The organism is Pseudoalteromonas nigrifaciens (genome assembly GCF_002221505.1).
Taxonomy (GTDB): Bacteria; Pseudomonadota; Gammaproteobacteria; order Enterobacterales; family Alteromonadaceae; genus Pseudoalteromonas; species Pseudoalteromonas nigrifaciens.
This window is the reverse complement of record NZ_CP011036.1, coordinates 1633785-1655982: the sequence shown is the minus strand read 5'-3', so window position 1 is coordinate 1655982 and position 22198 is coordinate 1633785. Positions and strand designations below refer to the sequence as shown.

The window sequence follows — 22198 nt, the reverse complement described above, 5'->3', positions numbered from 1 at the left end:
GTGTCATAATGATCGCACATTCATTTTGTATATAATAGTGGCAATACAATAAAAATTGCCCATAACTAAAACTTTACCTGCTAATGGTAACTGCTTTATAAAACAAAATAACCGTCAATCTGCTTAAAATTAAGCATACAGGAGAATTAAATGCTAAGACGCACAAAAATAGTCGCGACACTAGGGCCTGCTACTGATAGAGATAACAACTTAGAAAAAATTATTTGCGCAGGTGCAAATGTCGTACGTTTAAACTTCTCGCACGGTGTGGCACAAGATCATAAAGACCGCGCCCAAGCGGTACGCGAAATTGCTAAACGCTTAGGTAAACATATTGCTATTCTTGCTGACTTACAAGGCCCTAAAATTCGTGTTTCTACCTTTAAAGAAGGTAAAGTAACCCTAGCTGTTGGTGCCAAATTTACCCTTGATGCAAAAATGGAGTTAGGCGAAGGCAATATTAACGCTGTTGGTATAGATTACAAAGAACTACCTAACGATGTAAGCGCTAATGATTTACTGCTGTTAAACGATGGCCTTATTCAGCTACGCGTTAACGAAGTTGTTGGCCACTTAGTACATTGTACTGTAACTGTTGGCGGTGTTTTATCTAACAATAAAGGGATTAACCGTTTAGGCGGCGGCTTAACTGCGCCGGCATTTACAGAAAAAGACAAAGAAGACCTACTTACAGCTGCAGAAATTGACGTTGACTATATAGCCGTTTCATTCCCACGCAGTGGCGATGATATGCGCTACGTACGCTCACTGGCTGAAGCCGCAGGTTCAAAAGCGCAGTTATTGGCAAAAATTGAACGTGCAGAAGCCGTTGAAACACAAGAAGCCGTTGATGATATTATTCTTGCGTCTGATGCGGTGATGGTTGCCCGCGGTGATTTAGGTGTTGAAATTGGTGATGCCGCGCTAATGGGCAAGCAAAAACTCATTATTCGCCGTGCGCGCTCATTAAACCGTACCGTTATTACTGCGACGCAAATGATGGAGTCGATGATCGACAATCCAATGCCAACACGTGCTGAAGTAATGGATGTTGCCAACGCAGTGCTTGATGGTACTGATGCCGTAATGCTTTCGGCTGAAACAGCCGCGGGGGATTATCCTGAAGAAACCGTTGCAACTATGGCGCGAGTTTGTTTAGGTGCTGAGTCGCAAAAAGAAACGCATGTTTCTAAACATCGTTTAGACAGTCGTTTTTCAAGTAATGCAGAATCTATCGCCCTTTCGGCTATGTATGCAGCAAACCACTTAGATTCAGTAAAAGCAATTGTTACCTTAACTGAATCAGGTAGTACGGCTAAGTTAATGTCGCGTATTAGCTCAGGTTTACCTATTTACTCGTTATCTCGCCATGCCAGTACACTAGGACAAACTGCGCTATACCGTGGTGTTTATCCAGTATTTTTTGATTCTACTAAAACTGAAAAAGACGGCATGGTTAAAGCGGCACTTGCAACACTTGTTGAACAAGGTGCTTTAGAGTCTGGCGATACAGTTATTATTACTCACGGCGACTCTATGGAAACTGTGGGCGCAACTAACACCATGAAAATTGTTACTGTAAGCTAATATTTAATACAGTAACTTAAATACAAAAAGCGAGCTAAGCTCGCTTTTTTTGTATCTACTCTGCAATCACTAACTGAAATATTAACTCGCTAATGCTGCTTTTACTTTATCGCGGTAGCTACGGCTTACTTTAAGCTCTTGACCGTTTTCAAGTACTAATAAATATTCACCACTTACTTGAGTGACCAATTTACTGATTTGTTTAGTATTTACAATTGCACTGCGATGCACGCGTACAAACAACTGCGGATCAAGCTCTTGTTCAAGCTCTTTCATGGTTTTACGTAATATATGCGTTTGCCCATCTTGGCAATGTAGGCACATATAATCACCCGCAGCATCAACCCATTGAATAGTAACAACTGGCACACGAATTATTTCGCCCTGCTCTTTTACGGCAAGCGACTCTGGGTAACGTCTATCCGTTAATGTGTCGCCTGTGGCTAATTTTTTAAGTATTTCTTCGCAATTATTACCTGTGATCCCAGCGACAAAGCTTGCTAGTTTTTTCTTATGGGCGTTGTCTTGCTGCGTTTTTAAATAAGTATGCACTTTTTCTACCGCCTGCTTAAGTCTGTTGTCATCAACGGGTTTTAAAATGTAATCTAAAGCATGTATTTCAAATGCTTTAACTGCAAACTGATCAAAAGCAGTAACAAAAACAATCGCTGGTAATACTCGTGTACTTTCGCTTAACGCGCGTGCAACTTCAAAACCGTTCATACCAGGCATTTGAATATCTAAAAAAATGAGATCTATTTTTTGATTTTTACATATTTCAATCGCATCGGCACCGGAACTACATTGTTTGATCACTTCAATGTCAGCAAACTCTTCAAGCCTTACAGCTAAGCCTCTACGTGCTAATGGCTCATCATCAACTATAAGTGTTTTTATTTTTATCATTACTTTACTGCCTTCTCAAACGGTACTCGCAGATTAACTTTTAACCCACTTGGCGTATTATGCGATAATACAAACGAATAATTATTTTCGTAGAGCGTTTTTAATCTATCCTTGGTATTTGCAACGCCTACACCTTGAGCATTTACCAACTGACCATTAATTAGTTCTGTTCCTGGTCCATTATCACCTACTTCAAGTAATAATTCATTAGCAAACACTTGCGCCTTAATATCTATTACACCGCCCTCTACTAAGTGTGCAATTGCATACTTAATCGCATTTTCTATAATAGGTTGTAAAATCAAGCTCGGCACTAATGCCTGCTTTGCTTGCTCACTAATTTCTATATTTACTTTTAAGCGTTCATCAAACCGCACTCGCTCTATTTCTAAATAAAGCATTAAGGCATGTAACTCTTGCTCTAGCGGCACTTTTTTAATTGGATCTGTATTAAGTGTATAACGTAAAAAGTCGCTTAATTTTGACACCATTAAATTAGCATCTTTGTTCTCTTTTACCAAAATTAATGTAGAAATAGCATTGAGGGTATTAAATAAAAAGTGCGGATTTAACTGATACCTAAGCATTTTTAATTGAGCTTCGTGCGCCATGGTAGTGGCTTTTAGTGCTTTTTGACGCTCACTTTGTAATAGCTGGTAATACTTAACGCCAAAGTATAAACCACTCCAACATAAAATTATGTATACCGAATCTAAGCCTTGCTGCAGGTAGTAAAACCATTCTTCTGGCCGATAGCCATGGCGGTATATTTCCCATAAATTAAATTTTTGTACCACAGCCCATAAAGTGCCCGTAATATAGGACGCGCTAAATACAACCAGCATTAATACCCAAGGTGAAGCATGCCAAATTTTTCGGTAAATATAGCGCAGCGGCACTGTCATTAAACAGCCTGCGTAGGCATTTAATAAAATAACAAATACGTAAATATCGCGCATTTCAAATACTTTAGAGCCGATATAATTTACCAAGGCGTAACCAATCCAGCCTGCTACTTGCAAGAGCCAAAAAAAACGCTGTCTGTTATCAATCAAAGATTGCCAATTCAAAATAAATTATTACCCTGTGTATTTGTCACTATTATATCGAGTTATGTAAACGCTTAGCACTACCAACTGTCTTGCTTTTTAAGAGCCTTGCCGCAAACAGGTATTGATCGCATCGATTGTTACGCATAAAAAAGCGAAAGGAATAAACCTTTCGCTTTTAACGTATTTATTTACTAAATTATTGCTTAATTTAAATTAAGCAAGCTTATCAGATACCACTTTATAGGTTGGATCTTCAATTACATTAACTTGAACTAAATCGCGTGCTTTATGCAGCAGTTGCGTACAGTCTTTACTTAAGTGTCGTAGGTGTAATTTTTTACCTGCTTTTTTATATTTATCAGCTAAGCTGTCAATTGCCTCAATGGCACTGTGATCGGCCACACGACTATATTTAAATTCAATAATAATATCGTTAGGGTCGTTCTTTACATCAAATAATTCAACAAAGTTTTTAACCGAACCAAAAAACAGAGGTCCATGTAATTCATATACTTTAGCACCTTGTTCATCAATATAGTTGGTTGTGTATATATGCTTTGCATGCTGCCAAGCAAATACCAATGCCGATACAATCACACCCACACACACTGCAATGGCTAAGTCGGTAATAACGGTAACACCCGACACTAATACAATTACAAATGCATCAGACAGTGGTACACGCTTCATCATTTTAAAGCTTGCCCATTCAAAAGTACCCAACACCACCATAAACATTACACCAACCAAAGCAGCCAGTGGGATCATTTCAATTAAACCTGAGGCAAAAATAATAAACGCAAGTAATATTAGCGCAGCACTAATGCCCGATAAACGCGAACGCCCACCTGAGTTAATATTGATCATTGACTGACCTATCATGGCACAACCGCCCATAGCACCAAACATGCCACAGGTAATATTTGCAGCGCCTTGGCCTATACATTCTTTGTTACTATGCCCACGCGTTTCTGTTATTTCGTCAATTAGGCTCAGCGTTAATAAAGACTCAATTAAACCAATTGCCGCTAAAATAAGTGCATAAGGAAAAATAATAATAAAAGTATCTAGGGTAAATGGCACCATAGGAATATGAAATTCAGGTAAACCGCCAGCAATCGTTACCGCTTCATCGCCGGTCATCCCTTTTAGGAAATCAAGTACAGTGTGCGCTTCTAAATCAAAGCCAATAACCAAGGCTGTAACTGTTACAATAGCAACTAACGACGATGGGATTGCTGTAGTTAATTTAGGTAAAAAATGAATAATAGCCATGGTTAGTGCCACTAACCCCAACATAATATACAGAGGATTCCCTGTCATCCATTGCTGACCGCCCATGCCATCGGGAACTTTAAACTGCCCCAACTGAGCTAAGAATATAACGATGGCTAAGCCGTTCACAAAGCCAAGCATTACCGGATGCGGCACCATACGAATAAACTTTCCGAGCTTAAAAACTCCAGCCAGTATTTGCAGTATGCCCATTAGCAGCACAGTGGCAAATAAATATTCAACCCCATGATCAAATACTAAACTTACCATAACAACAGCTAAGGCACCGGTTGCGCCAGAAATCATGCCAGGGCGACCACCGAAAATAGCCGTAATTAAACCAACGATAAACGCGGCATAGAGTCCAACTAAAGGTTCTACATTTGCAACAAAGGCAAACGCAACAGCTTCTGGGACCAAGGCTAATGCCACGGTTAATCCAGATAGGATATCGTTTTTAGCAGAGCTTGGCGCTTTGCTGAGTAAGTTAAACATTGAGTTCCTCAAGTGTTTTCATAGACGGGTAACAAAAAAAAGCGCTGAATTCTATCAAATTAGCGCCCAGTTAACAATTGTCAGTAGGGCATTAACGCTAAGTAATAAGTACTTAGCGTTAATAGATATTTGGTTACAGAGGTAGAGCGGTACTGCGTTTAACGCAAGTCATGGTCACATTAGAATGTACTTCTTGAACGTACTCTAAGCTAAGCAAGTTATCACGTACAAAGTGCTCATAGCCCTCAATACCTTGTGAAATAATACGCAGCATAAAGTCCATGGTGCCTGCCATAGTGTAACATTCCGTTACTTGATCGTAACTCAATATTAGTTTTTCAAATTCAGCAAGATTCTTTTTACCATGATTCGATAAACGCACGTGAGCATAAACCAGCATATCAAAGCCCAGCTTTTTCTCATCTAAAAGTGCAACTTTACTTTTTATGTAACCATCTTGCTCTAGCTTAGCAATACGGCGCCAACAAGGAGATTGCGACAAACCTACTTTATCTGCTATTTCAGCGGTTGATAAACTAGCATCTTGCTGCAAAAGTGCCAAAATTTGGCGATCTACGTGATTTAGAGACATTTTATTTCTTATTTATCAGATAAACTGGCTAAATTATACATGTGTTTTAAAAAACAGTCTGCTTGTTTTTGGCAAAAAAATTATTTACTCAGCATTAACCAAACTGCCCACTTATAAAAGGATTGTTCTGTTTTTCGTAGCCTACGTTCGTATCGCTGCCATGCCCTGCAAGTATGCGGGTATTATCGGGGAGCGTCATTATTTGCGTTTTAATTGAGGTAATTAACTGCTGAGCATCTCCTTTTGGGAAATCCGTGCGCCCTACTGAGCCTTTAAATATTACATCACCCACAATAACACACTGCTGTTGTGGCTGATAAAACACCACATGACCAGGAGTATGCCCAGGGCAATGCCTTACGATAAAGCTCAACTCCCCAACGCGTATTATATCGTCGTGTGCTAGCCACTCATCTGGATAAAAAGCAGTAACCGCTGCAAAACCAAACATTTGTGCTTGCATTGGTAAATTTTCAAACCAAAAGTGCTCATCTTTATGTGGGCCAATTATTTTTACGCTATAGGTATTACGCAAGGCATCAGCCGCACCAACATGATCTAAATGGCCATGCGTTAACCAAATTGCTGTTAACGTTAAATCGTGCTGTTTTAATGCCGCCACAATTTTGTTGTAATCGCCACCTGGGTCTACTACCACAGCTTGTTTGCTTTGCGAGCATGCAATAATGCGACAGTTTTGTGCAAAAGCAGTAACGGGTATTGTAATTATATGCATCTTAAATTTCTTTATCTTTTTGCTCAGCAAGTACAATGTCTTCTTCAAAAGACATTAATATTGGATATTTTAAATAAGCTTGATCGTAAAATGGGCTCTGCTCATATAACCAATTTAAGCGCGCATCGGCATCTTTGGCAAATACCTTATCGTCATTAATCTTTTTATCGAACGCGAGCGCTAATTTAGGATTATTTTTGAGCATTTGGCGGGCATAAGGAATTAATGCATAGTTTTCCATGTACTCAGTACGCTGAAAAATAGTATTAAATTCGCCCCACGCAAAAAATGAGTCAGGCGCTTCGGGGTGTAATAAATGCACCGCCAACTCGCCTGCTTTTTGCTGCGTGTTCACTTGATACCAGCCATTTAAATCAACATTAATTGCAGCAACATAATCAAAGTTTGCCGAGACTCTAAATCGCCCTTCAAAGGGGGCTTTATCAAAAGTGTAATCTTTTACTTTCGCTACTTTTAATGGTTGAGTATTTACCCCCTCAAGCTGAGTAAACTCCACACCATGCAATTTAAGTTTTGCTACAAGGTCGCTATACACTGGCGGAATAAAGAATGCTTTAGGTACTTCAACTGTATGCAGCACCTCTTTTTGCCAATAAATAGGAAGATTAGTGTAGTCTTGCTTATTACCTAAATATTTAACTTCTACTTGTCCAGAAAGTGCATTTTGTTCTCGCGCGTAACTTATGCCTTTAAATTCTATTTCGTTTGCTTGCTCAGCATAGCCGCGCTTAACACTAAGTTGCTTAGGAATAAATGCTTGCTCTTTTTTTACCGCAGCTAATAGTTCATTACTATGCTCAGCAAGCGCACTTATTGCGCCATCTAAAAACACATACGTCCCCAAAACTCGTTGTTTATAGGGTTTTAATGAATGGTTTTCAACGAGAATGGTCGGTAATGACTTTAAGTCTCCCCAGCCGTTAGAGTATCTTGGCGTAGCCACCCAACCCGCTAGGCCACTTTTAAACTCGCGCTTGTCCATAACAAATACCAGTGGTCCTGGTATATGTCCTTGCGATACCAGCTTTTCATCTATTAAAGGTTTAAAAAGTTGATTGAGTGTATCTGATACCGCCGGCGACTCGCTAGCAAACACCGGATTGTAGCCATAGGTTACATCGTATTGATAATCTGCACCGTCGGTTACATGTACATCAATATACAAATTAGGGTTGTAGTCGTTAATTACTTTTAAAACACTTTTAATTTCTGGTGTATCGAGTTTAGTAAAATCACGATTTAAATTTAGATTATTGCCATTGGTTCTAAAGCCCATTTTTACCGGACCGCGCTGATTAATACGGTTAAATGCACTACTGCGCTCGTGGCCATCTACGTTTAAAATAGGAATAAATAAAATATTAACGTTTTTTAATATATCGCGGCGCTTACCTGTTGCTATATCTCTGAGCAACATAAACATGGCATCTTTACCGTCAATTTCTCCGCCATGAATACCGGCTTGAACAAAAATGGTTGGTTTAGTATCGTTTGCTATTTGACTGGCTTGAAAATACCCTTGCTCGCTGGCAATCAACATTTTTATAGCCCGTTGGCTATTGCTGTAACCAATTGTTTGAGCTTTAAATTGCGTTGGGTTCGCAGCAACCAGTCTGTCTACAAAAGCCATCGTCTCGGCATAACTTGGTGATGCTTCACCAGAGGAAAGTTCAAAGTCAGTGGTCAGTGGACCTGCTTTTTGCATTAGGGATATGCTTTGCCCTTGCCATGGCAACAAAGGAGGTAAATGGCTGTCATACGCCACACTAGCTGATAAAACCAATAAACTTGCAAACATAAAATTCTCTAACAAACGCCTTAATTAAATAAATTATATCAATTAAACATTTTTATATGATGAAAGTGCGGTGATTCAACAAAAAAAAGCAGCCAATAACATTTAGCACTTTGTTTGTGTTTAGCGAATTATTAAGGGGAACAATAAATTTACTAAAATTCAATATACTATACAGTTTATACTAATGATAAAAGCAAACTGCGGAATAATTACTATACGCCGAACACAAAAAAAGGAGCCATAGGCTCCTTTTTAATACTTATATAAAAAAGCTTAAGCGGCCGCTAGGCCTTCTTTTGCTTTTTCAACAAGCGCTGCGAATGCAACTTGGTCATAAACAGCGATATCTGCAAGGATCTTACGATCGATTTCTACAGATGTCTTTTTAAGACCACTGATAAAACGGCTGTAAGACAGACCATTTTGACGTGAAGCAGCATTGATACGTGCAATCCATAATTGACGGAAAGTACGTTTCTTCGCACGACGGTCACGGTAAGCGTATTGACCCGCTTTAGTAACAGCCTGGAAAGCTACACGGTAAACACGTGAACGTGCTCCGTAATAACCTTTTGCTTGTTTTAAAACTTTTTTGTGACGTGCACGTGCGACAACGCCGCGTTTAACTCTTGCCATTTCTAAAAACCCCTATTAAGCGAACGGTAACATACGTGAAACTAGACCATGGTCATTTTTATGAACCATCATCTTAGGACGTAGGTGTAACTTACGCTTAGAAGTTTTCTTAGTCAGAATATGACGAAGATGCGCTTGTTTACGCTTGAAACCGCCAGAAGCAGTCTTTTTGAAACGCTTAGCTGCGCCTCTGTGACTTTTTAGCTTATAAGCCATTGCAATAACTCCAAATTGTATTGCATTTAAATTAGTAAGCAGGCGTGAGATATATTGCTATAGCTCCACTTTCAGGCCTAACTTACTGCCATGTTCCGGTGAAAACCCAGCATAAATGCTGCAATCTTACTTTAAACCGGTTAACTCAGGTGAATATTTACATATTACTTGCAGACCTGAGCTATTTTCGGTGCGTATTATCGCTTAAAAATTATTTTTTAGCAACAGGCGCCATCATCATAACCATTTGGCGACCTTCAACGCGATTAGGGAAAGACTCAACAACTGCAAGCTCCTCCAAATCGCCTTTGATACGGTTTAATAATTCTATACCAATTTCTTGGTGAGCCATTTCACGACCACGGAAGCGAATCGTAATTTTAGCTTTATCGCCAGCTTCTAAGAACTTACGTAAGTTGCGCAGCTTAACCTGATAATCACCTTCATCCGTACCAGGACGGAATTTGATTTCTTTTATCTGGATTTGCTTTTGCTTCTTCTTCTGCTCTTTTAGTTCTTTGCTTTTTTCAAAGATGAACTTACCGTAGTCCATGATTCTACAAACAGGCGGCTCAGCGTTCGGGCTAATCTCTACAAGATCAACACCCGCTGCATCAGCCATAGTTTGCGCGTCTTTTAATGACTGAATTCCAGCTTGCTCGCCGTCAATGTCAATTAAGCGAACTTCTTGAGCTGTAATTTCTTCGTTAATACGATTTTTTTGGGCTGTTTGTTGCCCTTTCTTGCCGCCTCTAATAGTACGTTCCTCCAAGAATATCAATAATAGTAAGCGTGTAATTGGCTGTTTGTAAATGCCTTACACGCTCGATTTTTTATTGTCGACTTTTTATCTCTTCGCTAATTTTAGCTACAAAGTCATCAACATTAAATTTGCCAAGGTCTTCACCTGTGCGGGTACGTACTGCTACTTCTTGTTGTTCAACTTCTTTATCGCCAACAACAAGTAAGTAAGGAATACGCTTAAGTGTATGCTCTCGGATTTTAAAGCCAATCTTCTCATTTCTCAAGTCAGCAGTGGCTCTAATTCCAAGTTTATTTAATTTTTGTACAACTTCTTTAACATAATCGGCTTGTTTATCGGTAATATTCATAATTACCACTTGCTTTGGCGCAAGCCACGTAGGGAATAAACCAGCGTATTCTTCAGTTAAAATACCAATAAAGCGTTCAATAGAACCTAAAATAGCACGATGTATCATAACTGGGGTGCGGCGTTCGTTATTTTCAGCAACATAAGTTGCGCCTAAACGACCCGGTAATGCAAAGTCTAGTTGCACTGTACCACATTGCCACGCTCTGTCTAAACAATCGTACAAAGTAAATTCAATTTTAGGGCCGTAAAATGCGCCTTCACCTGGTAGGTAATCAAATTCAATCTCGTTTAGTTTAAGTGCTTCGGCTAATGCCAGCTCTGCTTTATCCCACATATGGTCTTCACCAATACGTTGCTCTGGACGTGTTGAGAGCTTAACCACGATTTTTTCAAAACCGAATGTCTCATATGTATCATAAACCATCTTAATACACGCTGAAACTTCGTCCATTATCTGCTCTTCGGTACAGAAAATGTGCGCATCATCTTGGGTAAAGCCACGTACACGCATTAAGCCATGTAGTGCACCCGATGGCTCGTTACGATGACAACAACCAAACTCAGCCATACGTAGTGGTAAATCGCGGTACGATTTTAAACCTTGATTAAATATTTGTACGTGACCTGGGCAGTTCATTGGTTTAATCGCGTATTCGCGCTTTTCAGATACTGTGGTAAACATAGCATCTGCATATTTTTCCCAGTGACCTGATTTTTCCCATAACGAACGATCCATCATCATTGGACCTTTTACTTCTTCGTAATCGTATTCACGTAGTTTTTCACGCACAAACTCTTCAAGCTCACGGTAAATGCTCCAACCATCGTTGTGCCAAAATACCATACCTGGCGCTTCTTCTTGCCAATGCCATAAATCAAGTGCTTTACCAATACGGCGGTGATCACGCTTTTCAGCTTCTTCAAGGCGTTTTAAATACGCTTTAAGTTGCTTTTTATCGCCCCACGCTGTGCCGTAAATGCGTTGTAGCATTTTGTTTTCTGAATCACCACGCCAATATGCACCCGCTACTTTCATTATTTTGAAGTTTTGGCAAAATTTCATGTTAGGTACGTGAGGGCCACGACACATGTCTACATATTCTTCGTGATGATATAACCCTGGACGGTCATCTTTAGCGATATTTTCATCCAAAATTTCTATTTTGTATGTTTCACCACGCGCTGCAAATACATCGCGTGCTTCTTGCCAGCTTACGGTTTTTTTAACTACATCGTAGTTTGTTTTAGCAAGTTGCAACATACGCTTTTCAATCGCGTCAAGATCATCTTGAGATAACGACTGTTCCATATCAATATCGTAATAAAAGCCGTTATCAATAGTAGGACCAATTGCCATTTTTGCATCTGGGAAAAGCTGCTTAACCGCATGCCCAATTAAGTGTGCACACGAGTGACGAATAATTTCTAAGCCGTCGTCGTCTTTTGCGGTGATGATTTCAAGGCGCGAATCTTCACTTATTAGGTCACATGCATCAACACGCTCGCCATTAACACGGCCAGCAATGGTCGCTTTAGCGAGTCCTGGGCCAATATCGTTGGCAACATCTAGCGTACTTACTGGGTTTTCAAAACTACGTTGACTTCCGTCAGGGAGAGTAATAACTGGCATTATAAATCCTTGCTACAGTGGTGACACCTACAATGTATCACGTGTATTTTTTAAATTAATTAAATGAGAATGACTCGACAACGCTCTTACGAATAAGCATTGACTATTTTTCGCCAAATTTGGCTAATGTAGATGCTGAGTCTGCTCAACTACAAAAAAGATATTGTCGCGTGCAACGCTACTAATTACAAGTTTAAAGCGGCTAAAACACCTGCTATTTTGTTATAAAGGCTAAATTAATAATGTTTCGGCGCAGATTTTATTGCATCAATATAATAAATCTAATCGCCGTTAAATTTACAACTGACTTAAGTGCTTACTCTCGCAATTTAATGGATGTTGCGTATAATACTGGGTAATTAAGTTATATTAGAGAATAGTAATGAGAACATGTGGTGTAGATATTACCGGTAGTGATGTACTACTTTGTATTTTAAGTAAAGATAATGACGTATTTGATATTCGCGACGTGCGCCAAACACGCTTTACCTTAGGTAACGGTAACGACACAGAAGTAATGCGTAAGTTTCAGTTTGATTTTGCCAAGCTAATGCAAGATTACCAAATTGATTCTGTTGCAATACGTCAACGTGCTCCAAAAGGTAAATTTGCTGGTAGTGCTAATGGTTTTAAAATGGAAACCGCGATTCAGCTAATCGAAAACCTTGATGTAAAATTATTTACAACAACCGAAATTAAAGAGCAAGTTAAACGCAACCCTATCCCCATTGATTTTGAGGATACCGGTCTTAAAAAGTATCAAGAAAATGCTTTTGTAAACGCTTACGTTTATATTATGAAAAAAACTTACCGCAGCGACGAAATGTAACCTCATTTAGTCGTTGCTAAAAGCGCGTACTTACAGTGTAAGGCGCGTTTTTTTTGCTTTATTTTTGCTTATTTCATTTTCAGCAACAAACCTAAGACATTAGTCTACCCCCCCTCCCTTTGTCGACAATATATGTTTATTTATCATTCAAGCAATTCATATCTACTGATACGGAGAATGACATGAATGTAACAACAAAAGCGGTTAAAGAAATAGAAAAAATAAACCCTATGCCGCTATTGCAGAGTTATTTTAAAGGAATACAAAGCACCCCATTAACCAAACAAACCATAGGTGACTACTTCGACAGCATTGTCGACAATACCCCCGACGCATTAGCCGTGGTTGTGCACCATCAAAACATTCGCTTGAGCTATAAAGAATTTCAGCATCAAGTTAATCAATTAGCCATGGGTTTACTTGCACTGGGTATTAAGCCTGGAGAAAGAGTAGGTATTTGGTCACCAAATAACATCCAATGGTGTTTAACTCAGTTCGCCACCGCTAAAATTGGCGCAATTATGGTCTGTGTAAACCCAGCTTATCGCCCCAGCGAATTGCAGTACGCTTTAAACAGCGTTGAGTGCACCACCTTAATTACTGCTTCCGAATTTAAAGGCAGCAACTATCTGCAAATGCTACAAAGTTTGGCGCCAGAGCTAGCAGAGTGCGAAAAAGGTCAGCTTAATGCCGCTGCTCTTCCCACGCTTAAAAACGTAATTAGAATTGGTGATGAAGCAAGCTCTGGCATGTTTTCATTCGCTGAAGTAACCGCACTTGCAACTCAAGAGCATAAACAGCAGTTAGATTCAGTCGCCGCAACTCTTAATTGCAATCAAGATATCAATATTCAATTTACGTCTGGCACCACTGGCAACCCCAAAGGGGCAACGCTTACCCACAAAAACATTTTAAATAATGCGTTATTTGTTGGTGAAGCCATGCACATTACCAATAAAGATAAAATATGCATACCTGTGCCACTTTATCATTGCTTTGGTATGGTACTTGGCAGTTTAGTGTCTATGAGCAAAGGGGCTACAGCAGTTTATCCTGGGGGTGCATTTGATCCAAAAACAACTCTCGAAGTAGTACAAAATGAGGGCTGTACAGCACTGCATGGTGTACCGACCATGTTTATTAGTGAGCTTGAATTAAGTAACTTTAATGATTACGACTTAAGTACATTACGCACTGGTGTAATGGCCGGCTCTACCTGCCCAGAGCAAGTAATGCGCAAAGTACAAACTTTAATGAATATGCACGAAGTAGTTATTGCATATGGCCAAACTGAGTGTAGCCCTATTAATAATATTACTGAAACCGACTCATCAATTGAGCGCCAAGTAACCACAGTAGGCCGTGCATTAGCGCATACCGAAGTTAAAATAATTGACGAGCTAGGTAATATTCAACCCGTAGGGCAATCGGGTGAAGTATGTAGTCGCGGTGCAGGTATTATGCGCTGCTACTGGAACGATGAAGAAAAAACCAAAGCGACTATAGATCAAGATGGTTGGCTGCATTCTGGCGACTTAGGGGTAATGGACAGTGAGGGCTTTGTTAGTATTGTTGGCCGCATTAAAGACATGATAATTCGCGGCGGCGAAAATATTTATCCCCGCGAAATAGAAGAAGTGCTTTATACCTACCCAGGTGTTCAAGATGCCGCTATATTTGGTATTAGCGACGAAAAATACGGTGAAGAAGTATGCGCCTGGATCCAACCAAAAGAAGATGCGGTTTTAGATGAAGAGCAAATACGGTTATTTTTAAAAGACAAATTGGCTTACTTTAAAGTGCCTCGCCATATTCGTTTTGTTGAAAATTACCCTATGACGGTAACCGGTAAACTGCAAAAGTTTAAAATGCGCGAACAAATGCAAGAAGAGTTAGCAGAAAAAGCATTTTCATAATTATCAACTTTAACAAAGCGCAGCCTAAAACAGGCTGCGCTATTATTATAGCAAACGTGCACTAACTAACCTGAGCTCCGGATAATAAACTTATCTCAAGCAGCTATTTTCAGCGCTAACTGCGTTGAATTTACTTGCAATAGGCCAGCTATTGACGCGTAAATTCGCCTTGTTTTCACTGAAAACCTCTGGCTAGAGAAAATAAAATTAAATATAACGATGATTCAATATGTTAGTAAATCTCTTAACCAGAGTTCAGGTTAACTATAAATTAAGCATACGCTTTTTTAGCCTTTCTAAGTCAATCGCATTGGAGCGTACTGTGAGCTTAATATGGCTATATTCATATTCTTCTTTAATGACACTCATGGTCGAGCGAATTTCACCCACTATACCTTTGGCGGTGTAAGGAATAATAACCTCTTCTTCAATCATGTCGCTTTGTGCAGTATCAACAATGTACTTATGCAGTTTAGCTATATCAGCAGGGTTACGTGTTGATGTCATCATAGCATCAGGAAATTCAGCCATTAATGCTTGTTGTTGCGCATCGCTAAGTTGGTCTGATTTGTTCAGTACTAATAACTTTTTACTGCCTTGAACACCCACTTCTGCCAATACATTATGCACTACATCAAGTTGTGAGCGAAAAGACGCATCCGATGCATCAACTACATATAACAACAGCGACGCATCATGTGCTTCGGCTAAAGTTGAATGAAATGAAGCAACTAAATCATGCGGTAGTTTTTTAATAAAACCAACTGTATCTGATACTAATATGCGTGGTTGCGTTATTGGATACAAAGCACGAACTGTGGTGTCCAACGTGGCAAAAAGTTTGTTTTCGCCCTCTACATCACTGCCCGTAATTGCGCGCATCATCGACGATTTACCCGCATTGGTATAACCAATTAAAGCCACTGAAAATAGCTCTGAGCGCTGTTCTCGTCTGTCCATCATTACATCTTGAACATTTACCAGTTCACGCTTTAACTCAGCTAATTGGTCGCGTACTTTACGACGGTTAAGCTCAAGCGTTGTCTCCCCTGCGCCCTTACCCATTTGGCGTTCTTTATCGCCGGTAGATGTTTCACGCAGACGCGGCGCTACATAGTTAAGGCGAGCAATTTCAACCTGTAATTTTGCTGTTTTAGTACGCGCATGGCGGCTAAATATTTCAATAATTATGCCGGTGCGGTCAAATACTTCCACACCTAACTGGTTTTCCACATTACGTAGTTGAGAAGGCGTTAAATCGCAGTCAAACACGACAACATCGGCACAAGCAAAATCTAAACCGTCTGATGGAATTTCTGATGGCATGTCGGATAATGGATCGTCATCAAGAAAATTCTCACCCTCTTTCTCATCTGCAGCAGAACCTTTATTACCAGTAAGGTGCGCTATTTCAGCCAGTTTACCTGAACCCAGTACATTTACTTTTTGGGTAGAACTTTGCTTTTGTGATTGTGTACCAACTACTTTAAAGCCAAGAGTGGTAACTAGGCGTGCCAATTCTGCAAGCGACTCAATTGCTTCATCGCCTTTAAAGTGAGGTGTACTAATAGAGATAAGTAATGCGTTAGGAAGTGATGCTTTTGCAGTTAGTTGCATAATTTTTTATGTTAATGCACCGCGAAGTGCAAACCTATTTTCATTCGAAAGTAGCCTGATCCTACGCTGTTATAGCTTGGCTTTATAGCGTTATAACTAACTTAAGCGGTTATTTAAATAAAACACCCTGTAAATAGCTAAATTTATGGGGTGTTTTTAAGTACAGGCTCTCACAGCAATAAGCTGCAATTGCTTTAAACTATTTTAGTTAAACTACGCCTTGCTCTATCATTGCATCGGCAACACGGCGAAAACCAGCAATATTAGCGCCAAGTAACAGGTTAGTAGGTTGGCCAAATTCTGCCGCTGTTTCGTTAGCAATATTAAAAATGTTTTTCATTATGTGCTGTAATTTTGCATCCACTTCTTCAAAAGTCCAGCTTTGCATACTGGCATTTTGCGCCATTTCTAATTGGCTGGTTGCAACGCCGCCCGCATTAGCAGCTTTACCTGGGCCGTAAGCTATTTTGGCTTTAATAAAGCAGTCAATCGCGTCTTTGGTCGAAGGCATGTTTGCACCTTCACTCACCAAAATACAGCCATTGCTTAGTAGCGCTTTTGCATCGCCTTGAGTTAACTCATTTTGAGTGGCACACGGGAACGCAGCATCGGCTTTAAAACGCCACACTGCATGCCCATCTTCTGGGTAATCTGCGCGAGCAATATAAGTAGCTTCTGGGTAGCTTTCTTTATATTTGCTTAAACAGCCACGTTGCTGCTCTTTTAACTCTTTAATAAGCGTTAAGTCTATACCCGCGTCATGAAATAGTGTACCGCGAGAGTCACTACAGGTAATTGGTTTTGCATTTAATTGATACAGCTTTTCCATCGCATAAATAGCAACATTACCCGAGCCCGAAATTAAACAACGTTTTCCAGCTAGGCTATCATCGCGGTTTTGTAGCATGTAGTTTGCAAAGTACACTGCGCCGTAGCCAGTTGCTTCTTTACGAACTAACGAGCCACCCCACATTAGGCTTTTACCGGTTAACACACCATCGTAACGCCCTGTTAAACGCTTGTACTGGCCAAACAAATAACCAATTTCGCGTGCGCCAACACCAATATCCCCTGCAGGTACGTCGGTAGTTGGGCCAATGTGGCGGTATAACTCGTTCATAAATGATTGGCAAAAACGCATTATTTCACCGTCTGAGCGCCCTTTTGGATCAAAGTTAGCACCGCCTTTACCACCACCAATAGGTAGGCCGGTTAATGAGTTTTTAAACACTTGCTCAAAACCCAAAAACTTAATAATACTGGCATTAACACTCGGGTGAAAACGCAAGCCCCCCTTATATGGGCCCAAGGTAGAGCTAAATTCAATGCGATAGCCTTTATTTACTTGAATATTACCTTCGTCGTCAACCCAAGGTACACGAAACATTAGTTGACGCTCTGGCTCTACCATTCTTTCTATAATGGCTTCTTTTTGATAATTTGTAGTTTTTGCAAAAAGAGGTTCTAAAGATTCTAGTACTTCTTCAACAGCTTGATAAAACTCACTTTGCGCGGGGCTAGTTTGCTTTAATTGAGCTATCGTACTATGTATATAATTCATAATTATTCTTCCGTGTAAGCTATTTTTAAAATTTGAGAATTCGGGTAAGTATGATTGAGTTTGTTTTTTGAATATAAATCTATTTTAAAATCATAATTTTCATACACCTTACCATTAGAAAGAGTGGTGTTGCACGTCATTCAAGTTGAATTATTTTACTGTTGTGTAAAAATAAAACAGCGACTAGGCGAATTTTTATTCACTTTAACGATATAAAAATACAGTGCACGGTTACTAAAACCAAACATACAGCTAACAAAGGAGGTAATTACTTGATATTTAAATGATCTCATTCAATTGCTAGTTTATTAAGCGGTATTGAACAATTTTAAAGTAGGCGTGTAACAAGTTGAAATATATTTAACTTAAAAACAACAAAACGCTAAAACAAGGGCTGTTTTAGCGTTTTGAAAGAGTAATGGCTTTACCTTGCTTACTCAGCAGTGCTTTGTGGACGAACCTGCTGTTGTACACCCGTTAAAAATAAACGAAGTACCTGGTTGTTACATACGCGGTAGTGCTTGTTATCTACTTTACGAGAAAACGCGCTTAGCTCATGCTTACTCAAATTAAAGTCAACGAGTGCCAGCGTCGCAATCACATCTTCCGCTTTCATATTTAAAGCAATACGCAGCTTCATAAAAATAATATTGTTATTTAACTTGCTCTCAGGAGCAGGTTGCTCGCCTTCGCGCTTACCACGTTGCGTATTAATAAAACCATTTAAAAAAGTTGCAAACTCTGTATCACTTATTTCAGTGTAAGCCTCTTCGCCTTCTTTAGTTAACCAAGCAATTACTTGCTCTGTAGTAACCGTATGCTCAGCTGCAGCAAAAACATTTACCATAGCGGTGTCGGTTAAATTAAAAGTGTAGCGAATGCGGCGTAAAATATCGTTATTTGTCAAAGTAAATCCCAGAGTAGTAAATGCTAACCCAATGGTTAGTTATTGTTAGCTTGTAAATAAGCGCTCTAGTTTAACAGACTTGCCAATACTGCCCTATTAGTTTTTATTTAGCAGCGCACACGCTACCAATGCCGCTAATTACCCAGCACTTTTGCAGGGTCAACTCTTGTTGCTTGCCACGCCGGATAAATAGTAGCTAACGCCGCTAAAATAAAAGTAACAACAACTGTTACCACAATATCTTGCCACACTAACTTACTGGGTAAAAACTCTATAAAATAAACTCCTTGAAGTGGGTTTGCGCCAAAGAGTTGGCTGAGCCAAGTAAATAATTCGCTAATATTTATTGCCAGTACCACACCAATTAAGCTGCCTAATACCACACCTACAAAAGCTTGCGTTAACCCCTGCATTACAAAGGTAGCTAAAATGGTACTGTCTTTTGCGCCCATGGTTTTTAAAATAGCAATATTGCCTTGTTTTTCGCGTACTTCCATTACCAATGAGGACACAATATTAAAACTTGCCACAGCTATAATTAAAAACACCACAATATAAACTATGGTACGCACCATTTGTATATCTTGGTATAAGCTGCCTTGCGTTCTAAACCAACTAGAAATATATACATAGTCGTCTATGGTTTGCCCTACCCGTAGCGCAATTTGATGCGCGGTAAATACGTCATCAACGCTTAGGCGAAGCCCGGTTACTTGGCTTTCATCGTAACCTAATGTTTGCTGCGCTTTATTAAGGTGGATAAATGCAGCTGTGCTGTCTATTGGCCCCCCCATTTCAACAATACCTGCAAGTAACAGCGTTACTCGCTTAGGGGCTAATAATGACTGCCCTTGCTGAGCTATTTGAGGAATAAGTAAGGTAATACTATCGCCCACGCTGGCATCGAGTTGGTTAACTATTTGCTTGCCTAAAATAACTTCATCAATGCCAAGCTGGCTCACCAATTTGCCTTTGGTAAATTGATTAATAGCCGACACGCTCCCCTCTAATGAAGGCTCAACCCCGCGTATTTCTACTGCTTTTAATTGGCTTTTAAATTGCGCCATGCCGTTAACTGCAATAAATGGCGCGGCGCCGGTTACATGATCTTGCTGTTGAAGCTGCTCAACTTTTTGTGGCCAATTAGCAATTGGCCTATTAGGCGCTACATATTCCACCTGCGGCACTACGCTTAATAAGCGATGCACTAATTGCTGCTCAAAGCCATTAATTACCGACAGCGCAACTATTAAAACCGCAACGCCCAATAAAATACCCACAGTAGATGCTTTAGCTATAAAGCTTACAAAGCCATTTTTTTCATCTTTATGACCAGAATACGCTCTAAAGCGTTTACTTATAAACGCACTAAGCAACATGTTGCGACTCTTTAATAGTAAGTTTTCCATCATCTAAATAGGCTATTTTACCGAGTTTGTCGGCCAGCTCTAAGTCGTGTGTTACCACCACAAAGCTGGTATTTAAACTTTTATTAAGCTCATTTATTAAGTCGTATATTTTAATCGCGTTTTGTTTATCTAAATTACCGGTTGGCTCATCGGCAAGCACTAATGCCGGTTTAGTAACGAGCGCGCGCGCAATTGCCACTCGTTGGCGCTCACCACCAGACAGTGCCGACGGCTTATGAGAGCTACGATGTGCTAGGCCCACTTTTTCAAGCATTTCTAATGCAGCTACTTTCGCAGCTTTAGCACTTAGTCCTTTAATTAAAAGCGGCATAGCTACATTTTCTACCGCGCTAAATTCCATCAGTAAATGATGAAATTGATAAATAAAGCCTAAGTTTTTATTTCTAAATGCCGCTTGCTCTGTACGGGAGAGCTTAGCCACTTCTTGATTTTTAATTTTAGCACTGCCAGATGTTGCAGTATCGAGCGTACCGAGTATATGCAATAAGGTACTTTTACCCGAACCAGAGCTGCCCACAATAGCCAGCATTTCACCTTGTTGCAGGGCTAAATCAACCCCTTTTAATACTGCAACTTGGTTACTACCATCTTGATAAACTTTATTTAAATTTTCACAACTAATAACTAAATCATTCATAACGCAATACCTCGGCTGGTTTTACTTTTGCGGCTTTGCGCGCTGGGTAAACAGTGGCTAAAAAGCTCATAGCAATACTCGAACAAGCGATAACAATTAGGCTTGGCACATCAAATTTTACCGGCAACTCTATACCTGCCATCAAATTTAACCCTACTAATGCTAATAACTCATTAATATATAAACTAAGTAATACACCTAAAAATGCCCCTACTGCGGTGCCAATCACGCCATTATAAAGTCCTTGCACCATAAACACTTTTTGTACTTGCGATGGTGTTAAACCCAAGGTTTGTAAAATAGCGACTTCGCCTTGTTTTTCACTTACCATCATCGTTAGCGCAGAGACAATATTAAATACCGCAACCAGCACAATAAGCCCTAATAACATCGACATAATCCGTTTTTCCATTGCTACAGCAGCAAATAATGTGCCTTGGCTGCTGCGCCAATCTGTATAGGTATGATCTTTTAATATTAGTTTGCTGGCCTGTATAAATTCATCCAATGCAAAGGGTTCATACAAAGAAATACTTAAATTAGGTGCAGTGTTTTGATCCAGCTTTAATACGCGTTGCAACGACGCACCACTGGTAAAAGCCAGCCCCATGTCAATTTCAGAGCCAGTTTCGTAAATGGCTGCTATTTTAAACAAGCGTTGGCTAGGCATTCGCCCAAGCGGTGTATAGGTAGAAGCATTTGGCATAATAACCCGCAGCTTATCTCCCAAACCAACACCTAATTTACGGCTCAGGTAGCGACTAATGGCAATGCTATAGTTTTTATTAAGTACTGTTTGCCAATTTCCTTGTACTATTTTATCGGTAATTTTATAGAGCGAGCCGTCATCGCCATATAAGCCTTGCAGCAACACACCGTGTAAATCTTTATTGGTTTGTAATATAGCTTCACCATGCTGATAAAGGCTTACAGTACTTACATAAGGAGATTGTTCAAGATCTGCTTTTAAACTACTCATTTGCGCTGCAGTACGCTTATTAGCTTGCACTTCAACATGCGGAATAAGCCCAAGCATATTGGTTTTTAAGCTGCTTTCAAAGCCATTCATTACTGAACTGACAGTAAATAATGCCATTAAGCCAATCGCAATACCGGCAATAGAAAAAAACGAGATAAATGAAATAAACGCATTCCCTTTTGAGGAGCGACTATATCTAAGCCCAATAAACAAACTAACCGGTTGAAACATATTGTTTTTAAACACTTATCCTAAAAATAGTAA

General features: G+C 39.8%; 19 protein-coding genes. 3 read left to right on the top strand and 16 right to left on the bottom strand.

What is annotated here, in order from left to right:
* Positions 1-150 precede the first annotated feature (150 nt).
* Complete coding sequence (gene pyk / locus PNIG_RS08075; protein ID WP_089368228.1) at positions 151-1587, top strand: pyruvate kinase; 1437 nt, start codon at positions 151-153, stop codon at positions 1585-1587.
* 81 nt (positions 1588-1668) lie between these two features.
* Here the strand turns inward: pyk and PNIG_RS08070 are convergent, their stop codons facing one another.
* The 10 genes from PNIG_RS08070 to thrS form a co-directional block, all read right to left on the bottom strand.
* Positions 1669-2493 carry a LytR/AlgR family response regulator transcription factor gene (locus PNIG_RS08070; RefSeq protein WP_089368227.1) on the bottom strand — a complete coding sequence of 275 codons (825 nt, stop codon included), beginning with the start codon at positions 2491-2493 and terminating at the stop codon, positions 1669-1671.
* Positions 2493-3563 carry a sensor histidine kinase gene (locus tag PNIG_RS08065; RefSeq protein ID WP_011328084.1) on the bottom strand — a complete coding sequence of 357 codons (1071 nt, stop codon included), beginning with the start codon at positions 3561-3563 and terminating at the stop codon, positions 2493-2495. The genes PNIG_RS08070 and PNIG_RS08065 overlap by 1 nt, the downstream gene beginning before the upstream one ends.
* A gap of 195 nt (positions 3564-3758) precedes the next feature.
* Positions 3759-5315 (bottom strand): SulP family inorganic anion transporter, encoded by a 1557-nt coding sequence (locus PNIG_RS08060; protein ID WP_011328083.1) that lies wholly within the window; start codon positions 5313-5315, stop codon positions 3759-3761.
* Positions 5316-5448: 133 nt separating this feature from the next.
* Complete coding sequence (locus PNIG_RS08055; protein WP_011328082.1) at positions 5449-5907, bottom strand: Lrp/AsnC family transcriptional regulator; 459 nt, start codon at positions 5905-5907, stop codon at positions 5449-5451.
* Positions 5908-6001: 94 nt separating this feature from the next.
* Positions 6002-6643: an MBL fold metallo-hydrolase gene (locus PNIG_RS08050; RefSeq protein WP_011328081.1), complete on the bottom strand. Its 642-nt coding sequence runs from the start codon at positions 6641-6643 to the stop codon at positions 6002-6004.
* Position 6644: 1 nt separating this feature from the next.
* Positions 6645-8462 carry a M14 family metallopeptidase gene (locus PNIG_RS08045; protein WP_011328080.1) on the bottom strand — a complete coding sequence of 606 codons (1818 nt, stop codon included), beginning with the start codon at positions 8460-8462 and terminating at the stop codon, positions 6645-6647.
* Positions 8463-8735: 273 nt separating this feature from the next.
* Positions 8736-9098: a 50S ribosomal protein L20 gene (gene rplT, locus PNIG_RS08040; protein ID WP_011328079.1), complete on the bottom strand. Its 363-nt coding sequence runs from the start codon at positions 9096-9098 to the stop codon at positions 8736-8738.
* A gap of 15 nt (positions 9099-9113) precedes the next feature.
* A complete protein-coding gene (gene rpmI, locus PNIG_RS08035; protein WP_004587840.1) occupies positions 9114-9314 on the bottom strand; it encodes a 50S ribosomal protein L35 in 201 nt (66 codons plus the stop codon).
* 211 nt (positions 9315-9525) lie between these two features.
* Positions 9526-10086 carry a translation initiation factor IF-3 gene (gene infC / locus PNIG_RS08030; RefSeq protein ID WP_080516827.1) on the bottom strand — a complete coding sequence of 187 codons (561 nt, stop codon included), beginning with the start codon at positions 10084-10086 and terminating at the stop codon, positions 9526-9528.
* A 61-nt stretch (positions 10087-10147) separates the two neighbouring features.
* On the bottom strand, positions 10148-12058 hold the full coding sequence (gene thrS, locus PNIG_RS08025) for a threonine--tRNA ligase (RefSeq protein WP_089368226.1): 1911 nt from the start codon (positions 12056-12058) through the stop codon (positions 10148-10150).
* A 382-nt stretch (positions 12059-12440) separates the two neighbouring features.
* Between thrS and PNIG_RS08020 the strand changes: the two genes are divergently transcribed.
* A complete protein-coding gene (locus tag PNIG_RS08020) occupies positions 12441-12887 on the top strand; it encodes a DUF3010 family protein (protein WP_011328076.1) in 447 nt (148 codons plus the stop codon).
* 182 nt (positions 12888-13069) lie between these two features.
* Positions 13070-14803, top strand: a complete 1734-nt coding sequence (locus PNIG_RS08015; protein WP_089368225.1) for an AMP-binding protein — start codon at positions 13070-13072, stop codon at positions 14801-14803.
* A 264-nt stretch (positions 14804-15067) separates the two neighbouring features.
* On the opposite strand, the gene hflX is transcribed toward PNIG_RS08015, so the two are convergent.
* From hflX to PNIG_RS07985, 6 genes are all read right to left on the bottom strand, one after another.
* Positions 15068-16420, bottom strand: a complete 1353-nt coding sequence (gene hflX, locus PNIG_RS08010; protein WP_089368224.1) for a GTPase HflX — start codon at positions 16418-16420, stop codon at positions 15068-15070.
* Between the two features lie 208 nt (positions 16421-16628).
* The gene (gdhA, locus tag PNIG_RS08005) at positions 16629-17981 is read right to left on the bottom strand and encodes an NADP-specific glutamate dehydrogenase (RefSeq protein WP_011328073.1); all 1353 of its coding nucleotides are present in this window, start codon (positions 17979-17981) and stop codon (positions 16629-16631) included.
* Positions 17982-18414: 433 nt separating this feature from the next.
* Entirely contained in the window at positions 18415-18888 is a 474-nt protein-coding gene (locus PNIG_RS08000; RefSeq protein WP_089368223.1) for a YehS family protein, read from the bottom strand.
* A 134-nt stretch (positions 18889-19022) separates the two neighbouring features.
* Positions 19023-20267 (bottom strand): lipoprotein-releasing ABC transporter permease subunit, encoded by a 1245-nt coding sequence (locus PNIG_RS07995; RefSeq protein ID WP_011328071.1) that lies wholly within the window; start codon positions 20265-20267, stop codon positions 19023-19025.
* Complete coding sequence (lolD, locus tag PNIG_RS07990; RefSeq protein WP_011328070.1) at positions 20257-20955, bottom strand: lipoprotein-releasing ABC transporter ATP-binding protein LolD; 699 nt, start codon at positions 20953-20955, stop codon at positions 20257-20259. The genes PNIG_RS07995 and lolD overlap by 11 nt, the downstream gene beginning before the upstream one ends.
* Entirely contained in the window at positions 20948-22165 is a 1218-nt protein-coding gene (locus PNIG_RS07985; protein WP_041454692.1) for a lipoprotein-releasing ABC transporter permease subunit, read from the bottom strand. The genes lolD and PNIG_RS07985 overlap by 8 nt, the downstream gene beginning before the upstream one ends.
* Between the last annotated feature and the right edge of the window lie 33 nt (positions 22166-22198).

Excerpts from the sequence above, each read along its gene's own strand:
- pyk (WP_089368228.1), top strand. The coding sequence starts at position 151 with ATGCTAAGACGCACAAAAATAGTCGCGACACTAGGGCCTGCTACTGAT.
- PNIG_RS08070 (WP_089368227.1), bottom strand. The coding sequence starts at position 2,493 with ATGATAAAAATAAAAACACTTATAGTTGATGATGAGCCATTAGCACGT.
- PNIG_RS08060 (WP_011328083.1), bottom strand. The coding sequence starts at position 5,315 with ATGTTTAACTTACTCAGCAAAGCGCCAAGCTCTGCTAAAAACGATATC.
- PNIG_RS08055 (WP_011328082.1), bottom strand. The coding sequence starts at position 5,907 with ATGTCTCTAAATCACGTAGATCGCCAAATTTTGGCACTTTTGCAGCAA.
- PNIG_RS08050 (WP_011328081.1), bottom strand. The coding sequence starts at position 6,643 with ATGCATATAATTACAATACCCGTTACTGCTTTTGCACAAAACTGTCGC.
- PNIG_RS08045 (WP_011328080.1), bottom strand. The coding sequence starts at position 8,462 with ATGTTTGCAAGTTTATTGGTTTTATCAGCTAGTGTGGCGTATGACAGC.
- rplT (WP_011328079.1), bottom strand. The coding sequence starts at position 9,098 with ATGGCAAGAGTTAAACGCGGCGTTGTCGCACGTGCACGTCACAAAAAA.
- rpmI (WP_004587840.1), bottom strand. The coding sequence starts at position 9,314 with ATGGCTTATAAGCTAAAAAGTCACAGAGGCGCAGCTAAGCGTTTCAAA.
- thrS (WP_089368226.1), bottom strand. The coding sequence starts at position 12,058 with ATGCCAGTTATTACTCTCCCTGACGGAAGTCAACGTAGTTTTGAAAAC.
- PNIG_RS08020 (WP_011328076.1), top strand. The coding sequence starts at position 12,441 with ATGAGAACATGTGGTGTAGATATTACCGGTAGTGATGTACTACTTTGT.
- PNIG_RS08015 (WP_089368225.1), top strand. The coding sequence starts at position 13,070 with ATGAATGTAACAACAAAAGCGGTTAAAGAAATAGAAAAAATAAACCCT.
- hflX (WP_089368224.1), bottom strand. The coding sequence starts at position 16,420 with ATGCAACTAACTGCAAAAGCATCACTTCCTAACGCATTACTTATCTCT.
- gdhA (WP_011328073.1), bottom strand. The coding sequence starts at position 17,981 with ATGAATTATATACATAGTACGATAGCTCAATTAAAGCAAACTAGCCCC.
- PNIG_RS07995 (WP_011328071.1), bottom strand. The coding sequence starts at position 20,267 with ATGTTGCTTAGTGCGTTTATAAGTAAACGCTTTAGAGCGTATTCTGGT.
- lolD (WP_011328070.1), bottom strand. The coding sequence starts at position 20,955 with ATGAATGATTTAGTTATTAGTTGTGAAAATTTAAATAAAGTTTATCAA.
- PNIG_RS07985 (WP_041454692.1), bottom strand. The coding sequence starts at position 22,165 with ATGTTTCAACCGGTTAGTTTGTTTATTGGGCTTAGATATAGTCGCTCC.